A 19,200-nucleotide genomic window follows, 5' to 3' on the forward strand; every position below is an offset into this window, starting at 1 on the left:
GGAGAGGGAAAAAAGATTATGGTTGCAGGGCGTTCCCGACGCGTTTATCTTTCAGGAACACCACCATCAGGCCAACCCACAGCGCGCCGTTGGCGAGGTTAAACAGGCTGAACAGCCCGTTGCCGCCCATCGCGTAGGCATGCTTGCTCACCTCGATACCGACGGTAAAAATCAGCATCTGCAGCATCCCCATCGCCGCGGAAACCGTGCCTTTACTCATCTCGCTGGCAAACAGCGTCAGGCGCACCAGCCCGGCGTTGGCCACGCCAATTCCGAAGGCATAGAGGCTCAGCCCCGCCGTCATCCACAGATAAGCGTGGGATGACGCGACGGTCGCCACCGCAGCCAGAATCAGCCCTGCCGCAATCGGCCAGCCGCCCATGATAATCAGTGAACGCACGGTGCGGCGTGACGTCAGGCGTGCCAGCACCAGGTTCCCGATAATCAGCGCGCCAAAGATCGGCACCTGCAGCAGGCCATACTCGTAGCTGCTGAGCTTTTCACCGCTGATGATAATGACCGGCGACTGCGCAATCCACGCCAGCAGCGGCAGGCTAACGAACCCGGTCGCCAGGGCGCCCGCCACAAAGCGGCCGTTCTTCAGCACTTCTTTGTAATCCCGACCCAGCTCTTTCAGCGAGAGTTTCTCGCCGATGCGGGTGGCCGTTTCCGGCATCGCCCGGTGCAGGCCAAAGAACGCGAAGGCGGCGAGAAGCGCAAAGAGCACAAACATCCCTTCCCACGGCGCAACGTGCACCCACGCGGCCCCCACCAGCGGCCCGAGCAAGGGGGCGATCAGCGCGACGTTCGCCATCAGCGCGGTAATTTTGATACATACCGCCTCTTCAAACGACTCCTGAATGGCGGCATACCCCACGGCGCCGATAAAGCACAGGCTCACCCCCTGCAGGAAACGCAGCAGGGTAAATTGTTCAATGTTTTGCGCCAGCAGCGTGGCGAGACAGGTGACGATGAACCACACCACGCCCGTCAGCATTACCGGACGACGGCCAATACGATCCGACAGCGGGCCTAACAGCCACTGTAAAAACATGCCGCCGGCCAGATAGGCGGTCATGGAGGTCGGCACCCACTCAATACCCGCGTTGTACTGCGCCACAACGGCCAGCATACCGGGCTGGATCATATCGTTGCCGATATAGGTAGAGAATTCGTAGAGCACCAGACACAGAGGGAAAAGCAACGCCTGACGACCCAGACGTGAACCAGAAGAAGAACGGTTTAACATGCAATCTCTTTATAATGACAAAATCGCGACGAGTTTAATGAAATGCCGCAGCCCGAGATAGTGATTTATCGAGGATAAACAGAAATAAAGCACATATCGTCTTCGTTTAAGGTTTCCTTAAGTTGACACTTTTATGATAGCGCGATTACTCGTCAACGATCCCAAATTATGGCACTCACCTCCAGCCGTTCAGAATTGTCTAACTTACAGACAAATAAGACAAAACGACTTTACCGCTTACCGACCCGCTTTTATGGTTATCAGCTTTTCGTACTGATCGCCCTTGCCGTGGTCTTTACGTGGCTATCGCGCAGTGAAGCGCTCGACAGATGGATCACCGGCTTTTGGTATGACGCGGCAACGCAGAGCTTTCCGCTGCAGAAGGACCACCTGCTGGATCTGCTGAACCACCGCCTGGCGAAGTACATCGCCATCGGCTTAGGTGCCGTAGCGCTGTTTTACGGCGCCTACAAGCGCAACGCAAGGCTGGTGACGGCGGCGCTACTGATGGGCGTTGGCGCGCTGGTGGTAGGCGTGCTGAAAAGCGTGAGCCATCACAGCTGCCCGTGGGATCTGGTGGAATATGGCGGTAAGGCTATGTCTTATCCCCTGTTCAGCGCCGTCCCTGCTGACAGCGGTCCGGGGCGCTGTTTTCCCGGCGGTCATGCATCCAGCGGCTTTATGGTGATGGGGCTGTTTTTTGCCTTCTGGCGCGAGCGTCCGCGTCTCGCCTGGTGCTTCGTCGCGCTGGGCGTGGTGTTAGGTCTGGCGATGGGCTACGGCCAGGTCATGCGCGGGGCGCATTTTTTCTCTCACAACCTGTGGGCCGGGTGGTGGGTCTGGTTTTCCCAGGTGGTGGTCTACGGACTTATTTCCACCCGGTTTGCTAAAGAGTGATAACGCTATGTTAGAAAATCTGAATTATCAGCTGTTTTATCTGATCAACGCCACGCCAGCCTCGCCTGAGTGGTCGATCGATTTTGCCACCTTTCTGGCAAAAGATCTGATCAGTATCGTGCCTGCACTGGCTGCGATTCTCTGGCTGTGGGGTCCCCGCAGCCAGGTGAAGGCGCAGCGCCAGCTGGTGATTAAAGTCGCGATGGCGCTCGGGGTAAGCGTCCTGGTCAGCTACATTCTCGGCCATGCGTTCCCGCACGATCGTCCTTTTGTCGATCGCGTCGGCTATACCTTCCTGCACCACGCGCCGGATGACTCGTTCCCGAGCGATCACGGAACGGTGATCTTTACCTTCGCGCTGGCTTTCCTGTTCTGGCATCGCCTGTGGTCCGGTGCGGTCCTGATGGTGGCAGCCCTGGCTATCGCCTGGTCTCGCGTTTACCTGGGCGTTCACTGGCCGCTGGATATGGTGGGCGGTTTCCTGGTGGGGCTGATTGGCTGCGTGAGCGCGGCTATCCTGTGGAGCCTCTTTGGCGAAGCGCTTTACCGCACGCTGTCTTCGCTCTACCGCGCCATTTTCGCTATCCCGATCCGCAAAGGCTGGATACGTGACTAACCCCAACCTGACAGGTTACACTTGAGCCCCCGCCCTGCGGGGGTTCACTTTTTTATCCCGAGGAACTATGGAAACACGTCGCGATGACCGCATTGCTCAGCTGCTACAGGCGCTGAAGCGCAGCGATAAGCTGCATCTTAAGGAAGCCGCCAACCTCCTCGGCGTCTCAGAGATGACCATTCGTCGGGATCTGAACAGCGAAAGCGCGCCCGTCGTGCTGCTCGGCGGGTATATTGTGCTTGAGCCGCGTAGCGCCAGCCATTATCTGATCAGCGACCAGAAGACGCGCCTGGTGGAAGAGAAACGCAAAGCCGCCCGGCTTGCGGCCTCACTGGTACAGCCGCACCAGACGCTGTTTTTTGACTGCGGAACCACCACGCCGTGGATTATCGAAGCCATCGACAGCAGCATCCCTTTTACCGCCGTGTGCTACTCCCTGAACACCTTTCTGGCGCTTCAGGAGAAACCGGAGTGCCGGGTGATCCTCTGCGGCGGTGAGTTTCACGCCAGCAACGCCATCTTTAAGCCGCTCAACCTGCAGGATACGCTCAGCAATCTCTGCCCGGATATCGCGTTTTATTCCGCCGCAGGCGTCAACGTGCGTCAGGGTGCGACCTGCTTTAACCTGGAAGAATTACCGGTGAAGCACTGGGCGTTAAGCGCGGCGCAGTACCATGTGCTGGTGGTCGATCACAGCAAGTTTGGCAAGGTGCGTTCGGCAAGAATGGGCGAGCTGGCGCAGTTCGATGCCATCGTCAGCGACTGCCGCCCGGACGACGAGATCGTGGCCCACGCGAAGGCGCAGCAGGTGAAGTTAATGTATTAAGGGGGTGCGGTCTGATGCCCTCACCCCGGCCCTCTCCCACAGGGAGAGGGAGAAAAAACGTAGGCCGGGTAAGCGCAGCGTCACCCGGCAAAAAACTTAGCTAAACCAGCTGCCAAACCACCCGTGGAATTTCATCATCACGAAATCCCACATCCGGCTGAAGAAGCCGCCCTCTTCCACCGCCTCCATTACAATCAGCGGACGCTGTTCAATCGACTTACCGTTTAGCTGGAAATCAATCGTCCCGACCACCTGGCCTTTTTTCAGCGGAGCCGTAAGCTGCGGGTCGGTCAGGGTATAGCTGGCCTTCAGGTTTTTCAGCTGACCGCGCGGAATGGTCACCGAGCCGCCTTCACCCGCCCCGAGATTAACTTCACTCTTGTCGCCAAACCAGACGCGCTGGCTGACGAACGTGGCATCCGGTTTAATCGGCGTCACGGTTTCATAGAAGCGGAAGCCCCAGGTCAGCAGTTTTTCTGACTCATTAAAGCGAATACGGTCGGTTTTGGTGCCCAGCACCACCGAAATCAGACGCATGTCGCCCTGGGTCGCGGAGGCCACCAGGTTATAGCCCGCGCCCGCCGTAGTGCCGGTTTTCATTCCGTCCACGTTAACGTTGCTGCTCCACAGCAGGCGGTTGCGGTTCGGCTGGCGGATTTTATTGAAGGTAAACTCTTTCTCTTTATGGATGGCGTATTCATCCGGCACGTCGTGGATCAGCGCTTTCCCCAGCAGCGCCATGTCGCGCGCGGTACTGAACTGTCCCGGCGAATCCAGACCGTGAACCGTTTTGAACGTGGTGTTGGTTAAGCCCAGTTTCTGCGCGTAGCCATTCATCAAGCCAATGAAAGAATCCTGGCTGCCGGCAACGTAATCGGCCAGAGCGATGCACGCATCATTTCCCGACTGAATAATTACCCCTTTGTTCAGATCGGAAACGGAGACCTGATCCCCAGGCTTCAGGAACATCACCGAAGAGCCCCGCAGCGCCGGGTTGCCGGTCGCCCAGGCATCCTTCCCGATGGTGACCATATCGTCCAGCTTGATCTTGCCCGCTTTCAACGCCTGGCCGACCACATAGCTGGTCATGATTTTGGTCAGGCTTGCCGGATCGAGTTTCTCATCAGCGTTGCCTTCCGCCAGCACTTTACCGCTGGAGTAGTCCATCAGGATCCAGGCGCGCGCATCCACAGGCGGCGCTTCGGGCGCAGCCTGTTCAGCTGCGTAGAGCGTTGGTGCAAACAGGAAAAGGAGCGCAGAGCCTGTCGCAAGGCTGCGCAGAGAAGTCATTTTACGCGTCATAAATGCCACCCGAGTGTCCATTCAAAAATTACGTCACATCACCGTGTCGCAAGAAGCGATGAGTAATAGCGCACTAAAACGGTTAAAGAAACCCAACGAGGGTAAAGTTATTAAAGTTTATGCAATAACATTCAGATACGCTTTGATTCAGACGATTTTTTTGTCTTCTGTTGCGTAATTGTTAGGTTTATCTCACCATGCGAAAGCTGACCCGGATTCACATCTCATCAGGAGTAAATATGATTACGCTTTGGGGCAGGAACAACTCGACCAACGTTAAGAAAGTGCTCTGGACGCTCGAGGAGCTGGATTTACCGTTCAATCAAATCATGGCCGGCATGTCGTTCGGCGTGAACAAAGAGGCCGACTATCTGGCCATGAACCCGAACGGCCTGGTGCCGCTGCTGCGCGATGATGAAACCGACGCGACGCTTTGGGAATCCAACACCATTGTCCGTTACCTTGCCGCCCAGTACGGTCAGGGCCGCCTGTGGGTGGAAAGCCCGGCCCGTCGCGCCCAGGGTGAAAAGTGGATGGACTGGGCGAATCAGACGCTATCGCCAACCCACCGCGTGATCCTGATGGGGTTAGTCAGAACTCCTGAACCCGAGCGCGACTACCCTGCCATTCATGCCGCTCAGGATGCGTGTGAAAACCTGTTTGCGATGATGGATGACGAACTGGCGAAGCACGCCTGGTTCTCCGGTGAGGCGTTCGGCGTGGGCGATATTGCCGTGGCGCCGTTCGTCTGGAATCTGACCAACCTCGGCCTGAAGTGGACGCCGCGCCCTCATCTTGAGCGCTGGCTAAAACAGCTGAGCGATCGCCCGGCGTACCGCAACGTGGTAATGATCCCGGTCACCTGATTACGCACCGGACGGGCTGACTTTTAACAGCTGCCCGTCCGTCTCGTCGGTCAGAACGTATAAATAGCCGTCCGGCCCCACCCGCACATCGCGAATACGTTTATCCCGGTCGCCGAGAATTCGCCCATCCTCCGTGACCTTATTGCCGTCCACGCTCAGCACGATAACGTCCTTTTCCTTTAGCGCGCCGATAAACAGCTTGTTTTTCCACTGCGGGAAGACGTCGCTGTTGTAAAACGCCATACCGCTCACGGCAGGTGACACTTTCCAGACGAACAGCGGTTTTTCGGTTCCCTCAACGTGCTCGCCTTTGGCTTCCGGAATTTTCAGACCGCTATAGTTAATGCCGTGCGTCGCCAGCGGCCAGCCGTAGTTCTTTCCTTTCTCCGGGATGTTGATCTCATCCCCGCCGCGCGGACCGTGCTCGTTCAGCCACAGCGCGTCGCTCCAGGGATTCATCGCCATCCCCTGCGGGTTGCGAATGCCGTAAGACCAGATTTCGGGTCGCGCGCCGGGGGTATTCACAAAGGGGTTATCCGGCGGCACTTTTCCGTCTTCGGTGAGGCGTACCACTTTACCCTGCAATTTATCCAGATCCTGCGCCGTCGGACGCTGGTTATTCTCGCCGAGTCCGATAAAGAGCGAGCCTTTGCCGTCGAACACCAGTCGCCCACCAAAATGGTTCCCGGTGGAGAGTTTCGGCATCTGGCGGAACACCACCTGGAAGGCTTCAATGCGCGTCAGATCGTCGCTCAGTCGGCCATAGCCCACCGCCGTTCCGGCCTTGCCGTCACTCCCGGCTTCGGCGAAGCTCAGCCAGATGCGGCGTGATTTTTCAAAATCCGGGGCGAGGACCACGTCCAGCAATCCTCCCTGACCGTTTGCCCAGACCTTCGGCACGCCGACAATCGGATCGGACAGCCCTTTTCCGGCCTGCCAGCGTTTGAGCTGACCGCCCTTCAGGGTCACCAGCAGGCCTTTATTGTCCGGCAGAAACGTCAGAGACCAGGGATGATCGAGTTTGTTTTGCAGCACCTCGACCTTGACCGCCTCTGGGGCAGCAAGAAGCGAAAACGGAATGAACAGCGCAGGCAGGGAAATTAGCGAGGATCGAGGCATAACGCACTCCTTTATCGGCATATGGCATAAAGGTTAGCCACTGCATCCGGGCGCGTTACCACTTTTACAAAAGCTTAATCAGAAGGGGGAGTTGCCTCCCCCTGGGTCAGTGCTGTTCAAGCTTCTCGTGCTCGTTCAGGCACATGATGCATAGAGAGAGCGTGGTCAGGCAGTTTTCAAGCTTCTCCGCGTTAACAGCGATAAAATTCGGGCAGTCGTGGCGTCCGTTCATCAAACATACCCCAGCGATGGAAAGTACCTCAGCGGCGCGGCGCAGGGCGATCAGCTCACTTTCGCCGTATTCCGCCTTCAGGGTCGGTGCTTTTTCACGCATGAAATTGCAAAGTTCAAACAGGTTATCACGCAGATGTTCGCTTTCGCTGACTGACATATACCCTTTTGCCTTCCTCAACTGCAGGTACGCGGCCAGGTCGATTCGGGCGTTGATCAGCTTGTTAAGCAGATCGCGTTTTAGTCTGTCAACGGTCATGCTCTTTCCTCCTCTGTCAGCCATTGTGCATAATCAGGATAAGTACATTTTTTGTACAGTTTAATGCCTGGGATCAATTTTTATTAACTGATTAACATTATTTACAATGTTACAACGTCTGCCCGGCGCATCCGCCTTGCAAAGAGTGTATAAATCCCCCGCGATACGCTGTAAAATCCCGCCCTGATAACTCCATAATTGATGAATTTTTAACCTATGAGCAATGTTACGCACCAGCCGAAAATCGGCTTCGTCTCCCTGGGCTGCCCGAAAAACCTCGTGGATTCCGAACGCATCCTGACCGAACTGCGCACCGAGGGCTATGACGTGGTGCCAAGCTACGACAACGCCGATATGGTGATCGTGAACACCTGCGGGTTTATCGACAGCGCGGTTCAGGAATCACTGGAAGCCATCGGTGAAGCCCTGACGGAAAACGGCAAAGTGATTGTTACCGGCTGTCTGGGCGCGAAAGAAGACCAGATCCGCGAAGTGCACCCGAAGGTGCTGGAGATCACCGGCCCGCACAGCTACGAGCAGGTGCTGGAACATGTTCATCACTACGTGCCAAAACCAAAGCACAACCCGTTCCTGAGCCTGGTGCCAGAGCAGGGCGTGAAGCTGACGCCGCGCCACTACGCTTACTTAAAAATTTCCGAAGGCTGCAACCATCGCTGCACCTTCTGCATCATCCCGTCCATGCGCGGCGATCTGGTGAGCCGTCCGATTGGCGAAGTGCTGGCGGAAGCTAAACGTCTGGCCGACGCGGGCGTGAAGGAGCTGCTGGTCATCTCCCAGGACACCTCGGCTTACGGCGTGGACGTTAAACACCGCTCCGGTTTCCACAACGGCGAGCCGGTGAAAACCAGCATGGTAGGCCTGTGCGAACAGCTGTCTAAACTCGGTATCTGGACGCGTCTGCACTACGTCTATCCGTATCCGCACGTTGACGACGTGATCCCGCTGATGGCGGAAGGCAAAATTCTGCCGTACCTGGATATCCCGCTGCAGCACGCCAGCCCGCGCATCCTGAAGCTGATGAAGCGTCCTGGATCCGTTGATCGCCAGCTGGCGCGCATCAAGCAGTGGCGCGAGATCTGCCCGGATCTGACCCTGCGATCCACCTTCATCGTCGGCTTCCCGGGTGAAACCGAAGAAGACTTCCAGATGCTGCTCGACTTCCTGAAAGAAGCCCGTCTGGACCGCGTAGGCTGCTTCAAGTACAGCCCGGTTGAAGGCGCTACCGCCAACGAGCTGGCGGACCAGGTGCCGGAAGAGGTGAAAGAAGAGCGCTGGAACCGCTTCATGCAGCTGCAGCAGCAGATCTCTGCCGAGCGTCTGCAGGAGAAAGTGGGCCGCGAAATTCTGGTGATTATCGACGAAGTTGACGAAGAGGGCGCGATTGGCCGCAGCATGGCGGACGCCCCGGAAATCGACGGCGCGGTGTACCTGAACGGCGAAACCAGCGTCAAGCCGGGTGATATCATTCGCGTGAAGGTTGAAAACGCGGACGAGTATGACCTGTGGGGTAGCCGGGTTTAATCTCCTTTCCCCCTCACCCTAACCCTCTCCCCACTGGGGAGAGGGGACTGCTGGGTGCGGTTTTTCACCCTCGCCCCTTTGGGGAGAGGGCCGGGGTGAGGGGCAAGCAAAAGCCTACCCCTTAATCCTCGGATCCAGCGCGTCGCGCAGCCCGTCCCCCAGCAGATTAAACGCCAGCACGGTCAGGAAAATCGCCAGACTCGGGAAGATCGCCACGTGCGGCGCAATCACCATATCCGCCCTCGCCTCGTTCAGCATCGCGCCCCACTCCGGGGTCGGAGGCTGCGCGCCTAACCCCAGAAACGACAGGCTGGCCGCCGAAATAATCGACACGCCGATGCGCATGGTGAAATAGACCACGATGGACGACACCGTACCCGGAAGAATATGGCTGAACAGGATGGTGGCATCGCTGGCCCCCATGCTGCGGGCTGATTCGATAAACGTCTGCTGTTTCAGCACCAGCGTATTGCCGCGCACCAGCCGCGCGAACGCCGGAATCGAAAAGACCGCGACCGCAATGATGACGTTCGCCATGCCGCTGCCCATGATCGCCACCACGGCAATCGCCAGCAGAATGCCGGGAAAAGCAAACAGCACGTCGCAGATGCGCATGATGATGCGGTCCCACCAGCCTTCGTAATACCCGGCAACGAGGCCCAGCACGGTACCGATGGCCGCGCCAATCAGCACCGCGAACACCCCGGCGGCAAGCGAGATCTGCGCCCCCACCAGCACGCGGCTAAAGATATCGCGCCCGAGGGAGTCCACGCCGAACCAGTGCAGCATCGACGGTCCGTCGTTCAGACGGTCGTAGTCAAAATAGTTTTCCGCATCAAACGGCGCCACCCACGGCGCAATCACCGCCACCGCAATCAGCAGCAGCACAAACAGCCCCGCGGTCATCGCGACCGGCTGACGGCGGAAACGCCGCCAGAATTCAGACCACGGGGTGCGGACGTGGTCCGGTTTTAGCCCCGGCATGGCGTTTAAAACGGCCTGACGTCGCCAGTTCAACAATCGCATCTTACTTGTACCTGATGGCCGGGTTAATGGCGGCGTAGAGCACGTCCACCACTAAGTTGATAAGAATAAACTCCAGCGAGAAAAGCAGGACTTCCGCCTGAATCACCGGGTAGTCGCGCATCTCGACGGAGTCGACCAGCAGGCGTCCCAGCCCCGGCCAGTTGAAGACCTTTTCCACGACGATCGAGCCGCCGAGCAGGAAACCAAACTGGAGCCCCATCATCGTCACTACCGGGATCATCGCATTGCGGAATCCGTGCTTGAGAATGACCCACTTCTCGCTGACCCCTTTCGCCCGCGCGGTGCGAATATAATCTTCGCTCAGCACGTCAACGAACGAGGCGCGGGTAAAGCGGGCCATCACCGCCGACACGGCAGCGCCCAGCGTCATGGAAGGCAGGATGTAATGCTTCCAGGTATCGGCCCCGACGGTCGGCAGCCAGCCCAGTTCGACGGAGAAGATCTGCATCAGCAACATTCCCAGCGCGAACGCCGGGAAGGAGATGCCGGTCACCGCCAGCGCCATGCCGAGCTTGTCCGGCCAGCGGTTGCGCCAGACGGCCGCGATAATCCCGGCGCCAAGCCCAAACACGACCGCCCAGCTCATGCTGGCTATCGTTAACCAGAACGTCGGCATAAAGCGGCTGGCAATCTCCTCCGACACCGGACGGCGCGACACCATCGAGATACCAAAATCGCCCTGCAGAACGTTGCAAATGTAATGGATGAACTGCATATACAGCGGCTGGTCGAGGCCAAGCTGCTTACGCACCAGGTCAATAACGGTGGCATCCGCCTCAGGCCCGGCGACCAGACGCGCCGGATCGCCCGGCAGCATATGGACAAACAAAAACACCAGGACCGCCACAATCAGCAGCGTCGGAATAAGCCCCAGCAGGCGTTTACAAACATAATTCAGCATGAGGTTTATTTTAAATCCGCATCGTCAAAGCTAAAGCCCGTGTCCGGCATGATGTAGAACCCGGTCAACGCTTTGTTATGGGCTGACACCAGTTTCTCCACCACCAGCGGCACCCACGGTGACTCTTTCCAGATAATATCCTGCGCGTCTTTATAGAGACGCGCCTTCTCTTCCGGTTTGGTGGTTTTCAGGGCATCGGCCAGGTCTTTGTCCACCTGCGGGTTGCTGTAAAACGCGGTGTTGAACAGGGTTGGCGGCCAGTTCTGCGAGGCAAACAGCGGCGACAGCGCCCAGTCGGCCTCACCGGTCGACGCCGTCCAGCCGGTGTAGAACATCCGCACGCCGCTCTCTTTCTGCCCTTTCCCCTCCACTTCTGCCGCACGCTGTCCCGCATCCATTGCGGTGACCTGTACCTTGATACCCACCTGCGCCAGCTGCTGCTGGGTAAACTGCAGCACCTTCTGGGCGGTACTGTGATTATGCGAGGACCACAGCGTGGTGCTGAAACCGTTCGGGAAGCCCGCCTCTTTCAGCAGCTCGCGCGCTTTAGCCGGATCGTACGGCCACGGCTGATAGCTTTGCGCATAGGCGATCGCCGGCGGCAGCACGCCGGTGGCCGGAGTGGCATAGCCGGCAAAGGCGACCTTCACCAGCGCCTGACGGTTAATGGCGTAGTTGATGGCTTCACGCACCTTCGGATTATCGAACGGCTTTTGCGTGACGTTCATGCTGATGTAGCGCTGCATGATTGACGGGCTGGCGACCAGCTCCAGCTTGCTGTTTTTCTGCAAAATGGCGGCCTGCTCGTACGGGATCGGGAAGGCAAACTGCGCCTCGCCGGTTTGCAGCATCGCCGCGCGGGTGTTGTTGTCCACCACCGGGCGCCAGGTGATAGTGTCGAGCTTCGGCAGCCCCTGCTGCCAGTATCCCGCGAATTTCTTCACCTTCACAAAATCGGTCTGGTTCCAGGTGAGCAGTTCGTAAGGGCCGGTGCCAACAGGGTGGAAGCCGATCTCCTTGCCGTATTTCTTCAGCGCGGCAGGGGAAATCATCGCCGTTGCCGGATGCGCCAGGATATTGATAAACGCGGAGAACGGCTCTTTCAGGGTGATTTTAACCGTCGCCGGGTCGACCACCTCTGTACTGGCGATATTTTTATACAGGTTATAGCGCTTGAGGCTATTTTCCGGATTGCTGGCGCGGTCCAGGTTAACCTTCACCGCCTCCGCATTGAATTCTGTCCCGTCCTGGAACTTCACGCCGGTCCTGAGCTTGATGGTATACACCAGCCCGTCGTCGGACACGGTGTACCCCTCCGCCAGCACGTTTTTGAGCTTCATCTCTTTATCGAGGCCAAACAGGCCCTGATAGAACGATTTCGCCACCGCCTGAGAGAGCGTGTCGTTGGCGTCATACGGATCGAGCGTGGTGAAATTGGAGCCGACGGCGACCACCACGTCTTTGGCAGCGAACGCGGGGGCAGCGGCCAGGGCTGCCGTCACGCTCGCGGCTAACAACCATCTACGCGCTACAAATGTAACCATTGTGTTCTCCTGCCTGTTGTAAGTTATAACCGCGAAAAAGCGTTGTCCTGACGCGGGGGAGCGACGAAATGACCCGGCCCGACCTCGCGCAGCGTCACGCGCTCCACGGCCTCGCCGCGTTTATGAATATTGCTCGGCATTTCATCCTGCAGCAGCACGCGCTGGCCGTGACGATGCGCCGGATCGGCAACCGGGACCGCCGCGATAAGCTTGCGGGTGTACGGGTGCTGCGGGTTTTCAAACACCGCCCTTCGCGGCCCAATCTCCACGATCTGCCCCATAAACATCACCGCCACGCGATGGCTGATGCGCTCGACCACCGCCATATCGTGCGAGATAAACAGGAAGGCGATGCCCATATCCCGCTGTAAATCCAGCAGCAGGTTGATGATTTGCGCCCGGATAGAGACATCCAGCGCCGAGACGGACTCATCGGCTATCACCACTTTCGGGTTCAGCGCCAGCGCGCGGGCGATGCAGATACGCTGCCGCTGTCCGCCGGAAAACTCGTGCGGATAACGCCATGCGTGCTCCGGCTTCAGGCCGACGCGCTCCAGCAGCCAGGCCACGCGAAGCTGGGCCGCTTCGCCGTCGAGCAGGTTATGTACCCGCAGCGGCTCCATGATCGAATACCCCACCGTATGGCGCGGATCGAGGGAGGCATACGGATCCTGGAAAATAAACTGAATATCCCGCCGCACCGCCTGCAGCTTGCTGTCCGGAAGGGTATCAATGCGCTCGCCGTTAAAGGTAATGCTGCCTTCCTGTGATTCCACCAGACGGAGCAACGCGCGCCCGGTGGTGGATTTACCGCAGCCGGACTCCCCCACCAGCGCCAGCGTTTCGCCCGGCCAGAGATCGAAACTGACGTTTTCCACCGCGTGCACTTCGCGCTTAACGCGGTTCAGTACGCCGCTGCGCAGTGGAAAACGGGTGACCAGATCGCGCACTTCCAGAATGGGCTTACCCGGCACCACGGTGTCCTGCTCGCGATCCTCCTCCTGTAGCTCAGACGCCTCAAGAGAAATCAGCGGGAAGCTGCGCGGCAAATCGCTGCCGTTCATCGCCCCCAGGCGCGGAACCGCCGCCAGCAGCGCTTTGGTGTAAGGATGCACGGGCGCGTGAAAAATCTGCTCGACCGGGCCGGTTTCCACCGCGCTGCCCTTGTGCATCACCAGCACCCGATCGGCGATATCGGCGACTACGCCCATATCGTGGGTGATGAATATCACCCCCATCTCCATCTCCTGCTGCAGCACTTTAATGAGCTGCAGGATCTGCGCCTGAATCGTCACGTCCAGCGCCGTCGTCGGTTCATCGGCAATCAGCACCGCCGGACGGCAGGAGAGCGCCATGGCAATCATCACCCGCTGGCGCATGCCGCCGGAAAGCTGATGCGGGTAGCGACCCAGAATGGCCTGCGCCTCCGGGATGCGCACCAGCTCCAGCATCCGTCGGGCCTCTTTGAGCGCTTCATCGCCGCTCAGTCCCTGATGCAGGCGGATGGACTCGGCGATTTGTTCCCCGACCGGGAAAACCGGGTTCAGGGAGGTCATCGGCTCCTGGAAGATCATCGCAATATCCGCCCCGCGCACGCCCTGCATCTGCGAACCGCTCAGCTCATTTAAATCAATGACCTGACGGTTACGGCGGCGCAGGAGCATTTTCTCGCTGCTGATTTGCCCGCCCGTCTGTTCCAGCAGGCGCATCAGCGCCAGCGCGGTGACCGATTTACCGGATCCGGACTCGCCAACAATCGCCAGCGTCTCGCCGCGCCTGAGCGTGAACGATAAATTCTGTACTGCGGGGATGAACTGCCGCTCTTCCTGAAACGCAATATTGAGCTGATGGACAGCCAGCACTTCGCGGTTGTCCAGTTCTTCACTGTGCGGCACGCGCTGCCCCCTTATTCACGATAGATGCCCGTGCTCGGTTCATCACCGGCATAACCCCAGGCGCGATACATGCCTTCGCTGTTGAATGGCAGAGCCACGTTGCCCTCACGATCCACCGCAATGAGCCCGCCGACGCCGCCCAGGGCAGGCAGTTTCTCCATCACCACGCGCTCGCAGGCTTCGCTGAGGCTTAAACCGCCGTAATCCATCAGCGCGGTGATGTCGTAGGCCGCGAGGGCGCGAATAAACACTTCCCCGGTGCCGGTACACGACACCGCCGCCGTCGCGTTATTGGCGTAGCAGCCGGCGCCCGGCAGCGGGCTATCGCCGACGCGCCCGGGCAGCTTGTTGGTCATCCCGCCCGTTGAGGTCGCCGCCGCGAGGTTTCCGGCCTTATCCAGCGCCACCGCGCCGACCGTGCCCATTTTGGTGGTTTCATCAAGCGGCGCTGCATGGTCAAGCTGCGTCATGCCCGCCGAACGAGCCTCCAGCAGCTGCTGATAGCGCTCCTCCGTGGAAAACAGATCCGGCGATACCGGTTCCATTCCGTGCCCGAAGGCAAACGCCTCTGCCCCGGCCCCTGTGAGCAGGACGTGCGGACTCGCCTCCATCACCAGACGCGCGGCCAGCACCGGATTGCGCAGATGACTCACGCCCGCCACGGCGCCCGCTTTCAGGGTGACGCCGTCCATCACGCAGGCATCCAGCTCGTGCGTTTCATCCCGGGTAAAGACCGAACCGATCCCTGCATTAAATAACGGACACTCTTCCAGCAGGCGCACCGCCTCGGTGACCACGTCCAGCGCGCTTTCGCCCGCTTTCAGCATTTTCTGACCCGTTTCCACAATGGCGTACAGCGCGTCGATATAGCGCTTTTCCTGCTCGGGACTGAGCTGTGCTCGGGTGATTGCCCCGGCGCCACCATGAATTGCGATTACCGCATTAACCATTCGCATCACCCGTTAGCCTGATTTGCGGCTTTTTCTATAAATATCATTATCGTCGATGAAACTTCAGATGATTTTTGAATATAGAAAGACGTAACTGTGATGTAAAGCGTACACCCATCGGGTCATACAGTTAGCCGCACTTTTCTGCCATAATGGCCGCTTTCGTTGTTACTCCGCAGGAGCCCACCATGGATTTTACCGCCGGACTGATGCCGCTTGAGACGGCACTCACGCAGATGCTTGACCGAGTTTCCCCGCTGCATGACGTTGAGACGCTGCCCCTCGTGCGCTGTTTTGGCCGTATTGCCGCGCGCGATATCGTCTCTCCGCTTAACGTGCCGGGGTTTGATAATTCCGCGATGGACGGTTACGCGGTACGCCTGGCGGATCTCCAGACGGGTAACGCCCTGCCGGTGGCAGGTAAAGCCTTTGCGGGCCAGCCGTTTAACGGTGAATGGCCTGCGGGCACCTGCGTACGCATCATGACCGGCGCGCCGGTTCCGGCCAGCTGCGACGCCGTGGTAATGCAGGAAGAGACCGAACAGGCCGACGACGGCGTGCGTTTTACCGCGAACGTTAAAGCGGGCCAGAACATCCGCCGCACGGGCGAAGATATCACCCTTGGCGCGACGGTCTTTGCCGCCGGGCAGAAGCTGACGGCAGGTGAGCTGCCGGTGCTGGCGTCGCTCGGCGTGGCTGAAATCGACGTTATCCGTAAAGTGCGCGTGGCCGTTTTCTCCACCGGCGACGAGCTGCAGCTTCCGGGCCAGCCGCTGCAGGACGGTCAGATTTACGACACCAACCGCCTGGCGGTACACCTGATGCTGGAGCAGCTGGGCTGCGAGGTGATTAACCTCGGCATTATTCCTGACGATCCGGAAAAACTGCGCGCCGCGTTTATCGAGGCGGATAACGCAGCCGACGTGGTCATCAGCTCCGGCGGCGTCTCCGTGGGCGAAGCGGATTACACCAAAACCATCCTCGAAGAGCTGGGGGAAATCGCCTTCTGGAAGCTGGCCATCAAGCCGGGCAAACCGTTCGCGTTTGGCAAGCTCACGCGCGGCTGGTTCTGCGGCCTGCCGGGTAATCCGGTCTCGGCGGCACTCACCTTCTACCAGCTGGCGATCCCGCTGCTGGCGAAGCTTTCCGGCAACAGCGCCAGCCCGCTGCCGGAACGCCAGCGCGTGCGCGCCGCCACGCGCCTGAAAAAATCGCCGGGCCGCCTCGATTTCCAGCGCGGCATTCTGGCGCGCAACGCGGACGGAGAGCTCGAAGTGAGCACCACCGGGCACCAGGGCTCACACATTTTCAGCTCCTTCAGCCAGGGCAACTGCTTTATCGTCCTGGAGCGCGAGCGCGGCAATGTGGAAGCAGGCGAGTGGGTTGAGATCGAGCGTTTTAACCACCTGTTCGGAGGCTGACATGACGGTGGAGCTGAGCGACCCGGAGATGATGCGCTACAACCGCCAGATTGTGCTGCGCGGGTTTGATTTCGAAGGTCAGGAAGCGCTTAAGGCAGCAAGCGTGCTGGTTGTTGGTCTGGGCGGCCTGGGCTGCGCCGCCGCGCAGTATCTTGCCGCGGCGGGCGTGGGCAGAATGACGCTGCTGGATTTTGATACCGTGTCGGTGTCTAACCTGCAGCGCCAGACGCTGCACAGCGATGCGACGGTTGGCCAGCCGAAGGTGGATTCTGCCCGCACGGCGCTGGCGCGCATCAACCCCAACGTTCAGTTCACCCTGATTGACGCGATGCTGGATGACGAGGCGCTGTCCGCGCAGATTGCACAGCACGACCTGGTGCTGGACTGCACCGATAACGTCACGGTCCGTAACCAGCTGAACGCGGGCTGCTTTGCCCACAAAATCCCGCTGGTCTCCGGCGCGGCGATCCGCATGGAGGGGCAAATCAGCGTTTTCACGTACGCGGAAGGTGAACCCTGCTACCGCTGCCTGAGCCGCCTGTTCGGCGAGAACGCGCTGACCTGCGTTGAAGCGGGCGTGATGGCGCCGCTGGTCGGCGTGATTGGCTCCCTGCAGGCGATGGAAGCGATCAAAGTGCTGGCGCGCTACGGCACGCCTGCGGCGGGGAAAATCGTAATGTATGACGCGATGACCTGCCAGTTCCGCGAAATGAAGCTGATGCGTAACCCGGGGTGTGAGGTTTGCGGAGGTTAAAGCAAACGGCAACCTTCAGGTTGCCGTTTTAGTGTTTGCTCCCTCTCCCTGTGGGAGAGGGTTGGGGTGAGGGCATCAGGCCGCACCCGTCAGATCGACGCCCGTCCAAACGCGCCCTGCCAGTCCTGCTCAAACTTCACAATCGCCGCATCCACAGCCGGAGAGGTAATAAACTGCTGCGCCACGTCCAGCGGCAGCGTGATGGACTCGCACCCTGCCAGCAGGCAGTCCAGCGCCTGACGCGGCGTTTTAAAGCTCGCGGCCAGCACCTTTGACTGCGGTACGTGCAGCGTCAGCAGCTGTTGCAGTTCAACCACGGTCTGGATCCCGTCCCCGCCCTGCGCGTCCAGGCGGTTAACGTAAGGCGCTACATACTCCGCGCCCGCCAGCGCGGAGAGCATCCCCTGCGCAGCACCGTAAACCGCCGTACCCAGCGTCGGGATCCCTTCCGCTTTCAGCATCTTGATCGCCGCCAGCCCTTCGGCGGTCACCGGCACTTTTACCACCAGGTCGTTGATGATGGCGCGCAGCTTACGCGCGTCCTCCACCATCCCTTCGGCGGTGGTCGCCATCACCTGGGCGAAAAGACGGCCTTTTCCGCCCAGCGCGTCGTGCAGCGCTGGCAGCAAAACGTCCAGCGGCGTTTTACCTGCCGCCACAATGCTTGGGTTGGTGGTTACGCCCGCCAGCGGGAAAATGCGCGCCAGCTTTTTGACTGCCGCAACGTCAGATGTGTCGAGATAAAGTTCCATGATGTCACCCTCAAATTTAGCCTGCACTTACCCTATCACGACAAAACCTGCTCAGTAGTTGACCTGCATCAAGATAACTTTCATTCGAAAGTAATTTAATCTTCATATGCAATGCGAGAGGCAAAATCATGATCTTCAATATTCAGCGTTACTCTACCCACGATGGCCCCGGTATTAGAACCGTGGTGTTCCTGAAAGGCTGCTCGCTGGGCTGTCGCTGGTGCCAGAACCCGGAAAGCCGCTCCCGCAGCCGGGACGTGCTGTTTGATGCGCGCCTGTGCCTTGACGGCTGCGACCTGTGCCAGCAGGCGGCGCCGGGCTGCATCGAACGCGCGCTGAACGGGCTGGTCATTCATCGTGAGAAGCTTGATGAAGCGACGCTCAACGCCCTTAGTGACTGCTGCCCGACGCAGGCGCTGACCGTCTGCGGTGAAGAGCAGCAGGTCGAGGAGATCATGGCGACCGTACTGCGCGATAAACCCTTTTACGACCGCAGCGGCGGCGGGATCACCCTCTCCGGCGGCGAGCCGTTTATGAACCCTGAGCTGGCGCACGCCCTGTTTAAAACCAGCCACGAACAGGGGATCCACAACGCCGTGGAAACCTGCCTTCACGTGCCGTGGCACTACATCGAGCCGTCATTACCGTACGTCGATCTGTTCCTCGCCGACCTGAAGCATGTCGACGGTGAGGTGTTCAAACAGTGGACGGACGGTTCGGCCAAGCGGATCCTGGATAACCTGAAGCGCCTTGCCGCCGCCGGGAAAAAAATCACCATTCGCGTGCCGCTGATCCAGGGCTTTAACGCTGACGAAGCGTCCATCACCGCCATTACCAACTTCGCCGCCGACGAGCTCGGCGTCGACGATATTCATTTTCTGCCGTATCACACGCTGGGCATGAACAAATACACCCTGCTCGGCCAAGCCTACTCTGCCCCTGACAAACCGCTGGATAACCCTGCCCTGCTGGACTTCGCGCAGCAGTACGCCTGCCAGAAAGGGTTAACCGCGACCTTACGAGGATAAA

At 59.1% G+C, this 19,200-nt stretch carries 18 protein-coding genes; 8 read left to right on the forward strand and 10 right to left on the reverse strand.

Translation table 11 applies throughout. The annotated features are described in order from the left end of the window. Positions 1–16: 16 nt before the first annotated feature. Entirely contained in the window at positions 17–1,249 is a 1,233-nt protein-coding gene (locus M2422_RS07335; protein ID WP_032661345.1) for an MFS transporter, read from the reverse strand. Between the two features lie 168 nt (positions 1,250–1,417). Here M2422_RS07335 and M2422_RS07340 point away from each other — a divergent pair, with 168 nt between their 5' ends. The 3 genes from M2422_RS07340 to deoR all read left to right on the forward strand — a co-directional run bounded on the left by M2422_RS07340 (position 1,418) and on the right by deoR (position 3,588). Next, positions 1,418–2,146: a phosphatase PAP2 family protein gene (locus M2422_RS07340; protein WP_039261468.1), complete on the forward strand. Its 729-nt coding sequence runs from the start codon at positions 1,418–1,420 to the stop codon at positions 2,144–2,146. 7 nt (positions 2,147–2,153) lie between these two features. Next, the gene (gene ybjG, locus M2422_RS07345; protein WP_039261467.1) at positions 2,154–2,762 is read left to right on the forward strand and encodes an undecaprenyl-diphosphate phosphatase; all 609 of its coding nucleotides are present in this window, start codon (positions 2,154–2,156) and stop codon (positions 2,760–2,762) included. Positions 2,763–2,829: 67 nt separating this feature from the next. Next, positions 2,830–3,588 (forward strand): DNA-binding transcriptional repressor DeoR, encoded by a 759-nt coding sequence (gene deoR / locus M2422_RS07350; RefSeq protein ID WP_008503427.1) that lies wholly within the window; start codon positions 2,830–2,832, stop codon positions 3,586–3,588. Between the two features lie 96 nt (positions 3,589–3,684). Here the strand turns inward: deoR and dacC are convergent, their stop codons facing one another. Further along, on the reverse strand, positions 3,685–4,890 hold the full coding sequence (dacC, locus tag M2422_RS07355; protein ID WP_032661393.1) for a serine-type D-Ala-D-Ala carboxypeptidase: 1,206 nt from the start codon (positions 4,888–4,890) through the stop codon (positions 3,685–3,687). A 239-nt stretch (positions 4,891–5,129) separates the two neighbouring features. On the opposite strand from dacC, the gene M2422_RS07360 reads away from it, so the two are divergent. Beyond that, positions 5,130–5,756 (forward strand): glutathione S-transferase family protein, encoded by a 627-nt coding sequence (locus M2422_RS07360; protein ID WP_064672154.1) that lies wholly within the window; start codon positions 5,130–5,132, stop codon positions 5,754–5,756. Here M2422_RS07360 and M2422_RS07365 read toward each other — a convergent pair whose 3' ends face one another. Next, entirely contained in the window at positions 5,757–6,875 is a 1,119-nt protein-coding gene (locus tag M2422_RS07365; RefSeq protein WP_064672153.1) for a PQQ-dependent sugar dehydrogenase, read from the reverse strand. It lies immediately after the preceding gene. 106 nt (positions 6,876–6,981) lie between these two features. Further along, positions 6,982–7,365: a biofilm formation regulator BssR gene (gene bssR, locus M2422_RS07370; RefSeq protein ID WP_064672152.1), complete on the reverse strand. Its 384-nt coding sequence runs from the start codon at positions 7,363–7,365 to the stop codon at positions 6,982–6,984. A gap of 216 nt (positions 7,366–7,581) precedes the next feature. Here bssR and rimO point away from each other — a divergent pair, with 216 nt between their 5' ends. Beyond that, positions 7,582–8,907, forward strand: a complete 1,326-nt coding sequence (rimO, locus tag M2422_RS07375) for a 30S ribosomal protein S12 methylthiotransferase RimO (protein WP_039261460.1) — start codon at positions 7,582–7,584, stop codon at positions 8,905–8,907. A 114-nt stretch (positions 8,908–9,021) separates the two neighbouring features. On the opposite strand, the gene gsiD is transcribed toward rimO, so the two are convergent. Genes gsiD through iaaA form a run of 5 tightly spaced genes read right to left on the reverse strand, consistent with a single transcriptional unit; the run spans position 9,022 to position 15,244 of the window. Next, positions 9,022–9,933, reverse strand: coding sequence for a glutathione ABC transporter permease GsiD (gene gsiD, locus M2422_RS07380; protein WP_024908682.1), 912 nt, complete (start codon positions 9,931–9,933; stop codon positions 9,022–9,024). 1 nt (position 9,934) lies between these two features. Then, the gene (gene gsiC, locus M2422_RS07385) at positions 9,935–10,855 is read right to left on the reverse strand and encodes a glutathione ABC transporter permease GsiC (protein WP_023310911.1); all 921 of its coding nucleotides are present in this window, start codon (positions 10,853–10,855) and stop codon (positions 9,935–9,937) included. 5 nt (positions 10,856–10,860) lie between these two features. Continuing rightward, positions 10,861–12,399 carry a glutathione ABC transporter substrate-binding protein GsiB gene (gene gsiB, locus M2422_RS07390; RefSeq protein ID WP_064672151.1) on the reverse strand — a complete coding sequence of 513 codons (1,539 nt, stop codon included), beginning with the start codon at positions 12,397–12,399 and terminating at the stop codon, positions 10,861–10,863. A gap of 23 nt (positions 12,400–12,422) precedes the next feature. Beyond that, a complete protein-coding gene (gsiA, locus tag M2422_RS07395; RefSeq protein WP_064672150.1) occupies positions 12,423–14,294 on the reverse strand; it encodes a glutathione ABC transporter ATP-binding protein GsiA in 1,872 nt (623 codons plus the stop codon). A gap of 11 nt (positions 14,295–14,305) precedes the next feature. Beyond that, entirely contained in the window at positions 14,306–15,244 is a 939-nt protein-coding gene (gene iaaA / locus M2422_RS07400; RefSeq protein WP_064672149.1) for a beta-aspartyl-peptidase, read from the reverse strand. Between the two features lie 188 nt (positions 15,245–15,432). Between iaaA and moeA the strand changes: the two genes are divergently transcribed. Further along, a complete protein-coding gene (moeA, locus tag M2422_RS07405) occupies positions 15,433–16,665 on the forward strand; it encodes a molybdopterin molybdotransferase MoeA (RefSeq protein ID WP_064672148.1) in 1,233 nt (410 codons plus the stop codon). A gap of 1 nt (position 16,666) precedes the next feature. After that, positions 16,667–17,419: a molybdopterin-synthase adenylyltransferase MoeB gene (moeB, locus tag M2422_RS07410; protein ID WP_064672147.1), complete on the forward strand. Its 753-nt coding sequence runs from the start codon at positions 16,667–16,669 to the stop codon at positions 17,417–17,419. An 89-nt stretch (positions 17,420–17,508) separates the two neighbouring features. Here the strand turns inward: moeB and fsa are convergent, their stop codons facing one another. After that, complete coding sequence (gene fsa / locus M2422_RS07415; protein ID WP_064672146.1) at positions 17,509–18,171, reverse strand: fructose-6-phosphate aldolase; 663 nt, start codon at positions 18,169–18,171, stop codon at positions 17,509–17,511. A gap of 128 nt (positions 18,172–18,299) precedes the next feature. On the opposite strand from fsa, the gene M2422_RS07420 reads away from it, so the two are divergent. After that, positions 18,300–19,199 (forward strand): glycyl-radical enzyme activating protein, encoded by a 900-nt coding sequence (locus M2422_RS07420; protein WP_064672145.1) that lies wholly within the window; start codon positions 18,300–18,302, stop codon positions 19,197–19,199. Position 19,200 lies beyond the last annotated feature (1 nt).

This window comes from Enterobacter sp. SLBN-59, from assembly GCF_024807915.1.
In the GTDB taxonomy this organism is placed as follows: Bacteria; Pseudomonadota; Gammaproteobacteria; order Enterobacterales; family Enterobacteriaceae; genus Enterobacter; species Enterobacter asburiae_B.

Excerpts from the sequence above, each read along its gene's own strand:
- M2422_RS07335 (WP_032661345.1), bottom strand. The coding sequence starts at position 1,249 with ATGTTAAACCGTTCTTCTTCTGGTTCACGTCTGGGTCGTCAGGCGTTG.
- M2422_RS07340 (WP_039261468.1), top strand. The coding sequence starts at position 1,418 with ATGGCACTCACCTCCAGCCGTTCAGAATTGTCTAACTTACAGACAAAT.
- ybjG (WP_039261467.1), top strand. The coding sequence starts at position 2,154 with ATGTTAGAAAATCTGAATTATCAGCTGTTTTATCTGATCAACGCCACG.
- deoR (WP_008503427.1), top strand. The coding sequence starts at position 2,830 with ATGGAAACACGTCGCGATGACCGCATTGCTCAGCTGCTACAGGCGCTG.
- dacC (WP_032661393.1), bottom strand. The coding sequence starts at position 4,890 with ATGACGCGTAAAATGACTTCTCTGCGCAGCCTTGCGACAGGCTCTGCG.
- M2422_RS07360 (WP_064672154.1), top strand. The coding sequence starts at position 5,130 with ATGATTACGCTTTGGGGCAGGAACAACTCGACCAACGTTAAGAAAGTG.
- M2422_RS07365 (WP_064672153.1), bottom strand. The coding sequence starts at position 6,875 with ATGCCTCGATCCTCGCTAATTTCCCTGCCTGCGCTGTTCATTCCGTTT.
- bssR (WP_064672152.1), bottom strand. The coding sequence starts at position 7,365 with ATGACCGTTGACAGACTAAAACGCGATCTGCTTAACAAGCTGATCAAC.
- rimO (WP_039261460.1), top strand. The coding sequence starts at position 7,582 with ATGAGCAATGTTACGCACCAGCCGAAAATCGGCTTCGTCTCCCTGGGC.
- gsiD (WP_024908682.1), bottom strand. The coding sequence starts at position 9,933 with ATGCGATTGTTGAACTGGCGACGTCAGGCCGTTTTAAACGCCATGCCG.
- gsiC (WP_023310911.1), bottom strand. The coding sequence starts at position 10,855 with ATGCTGAATTATGTTTGTAAACGCCTGCTGGGGCTTATTCCGACGCTG.
- gsiB (WP_064672151.1), bottom strand. The coding sequence starts at position 12,399 with ATGGTTACATTTGTAGCGCGTAGATGGTTGTTAGCCGCGAGCGTGACG.
- iaaA (WP_064672149.1), bottom strand. The coding sequence starts at position 15,244 with ATGGTTAATGCGGTAATCGCAATTCATGGTGGCGCCGGGGCAATCACC.
- moeA (WP_064672148.1), top strand. The coding sequence starts at position 15,433 with ATGGATTTTACCGCCGGACTGATGCCGCTTGAGACGGCACTCACGCAG.
- moeB (WP_064672147.1), top strand. The coding sequence starts at position 16,667 with ATGACGGTGGAGCTGAGCGACCCGGAGATGATGCGCTACAACCGCCAG.
- fsa (WP_064672146.1), bottom strand. The coding sequence starts at position 18,171 with ATGGAACTTTATCTCGACACATCTGACGTTGCGGCAGTCAAAAAGCTG.
- M2422_RS07420 (WP_064672145.1), top strand. The coding sequence starts at position 18,300 with ATGATCTTCAATATTCAGCGTTACTCTACCCACGATGGCCCCGGTATT.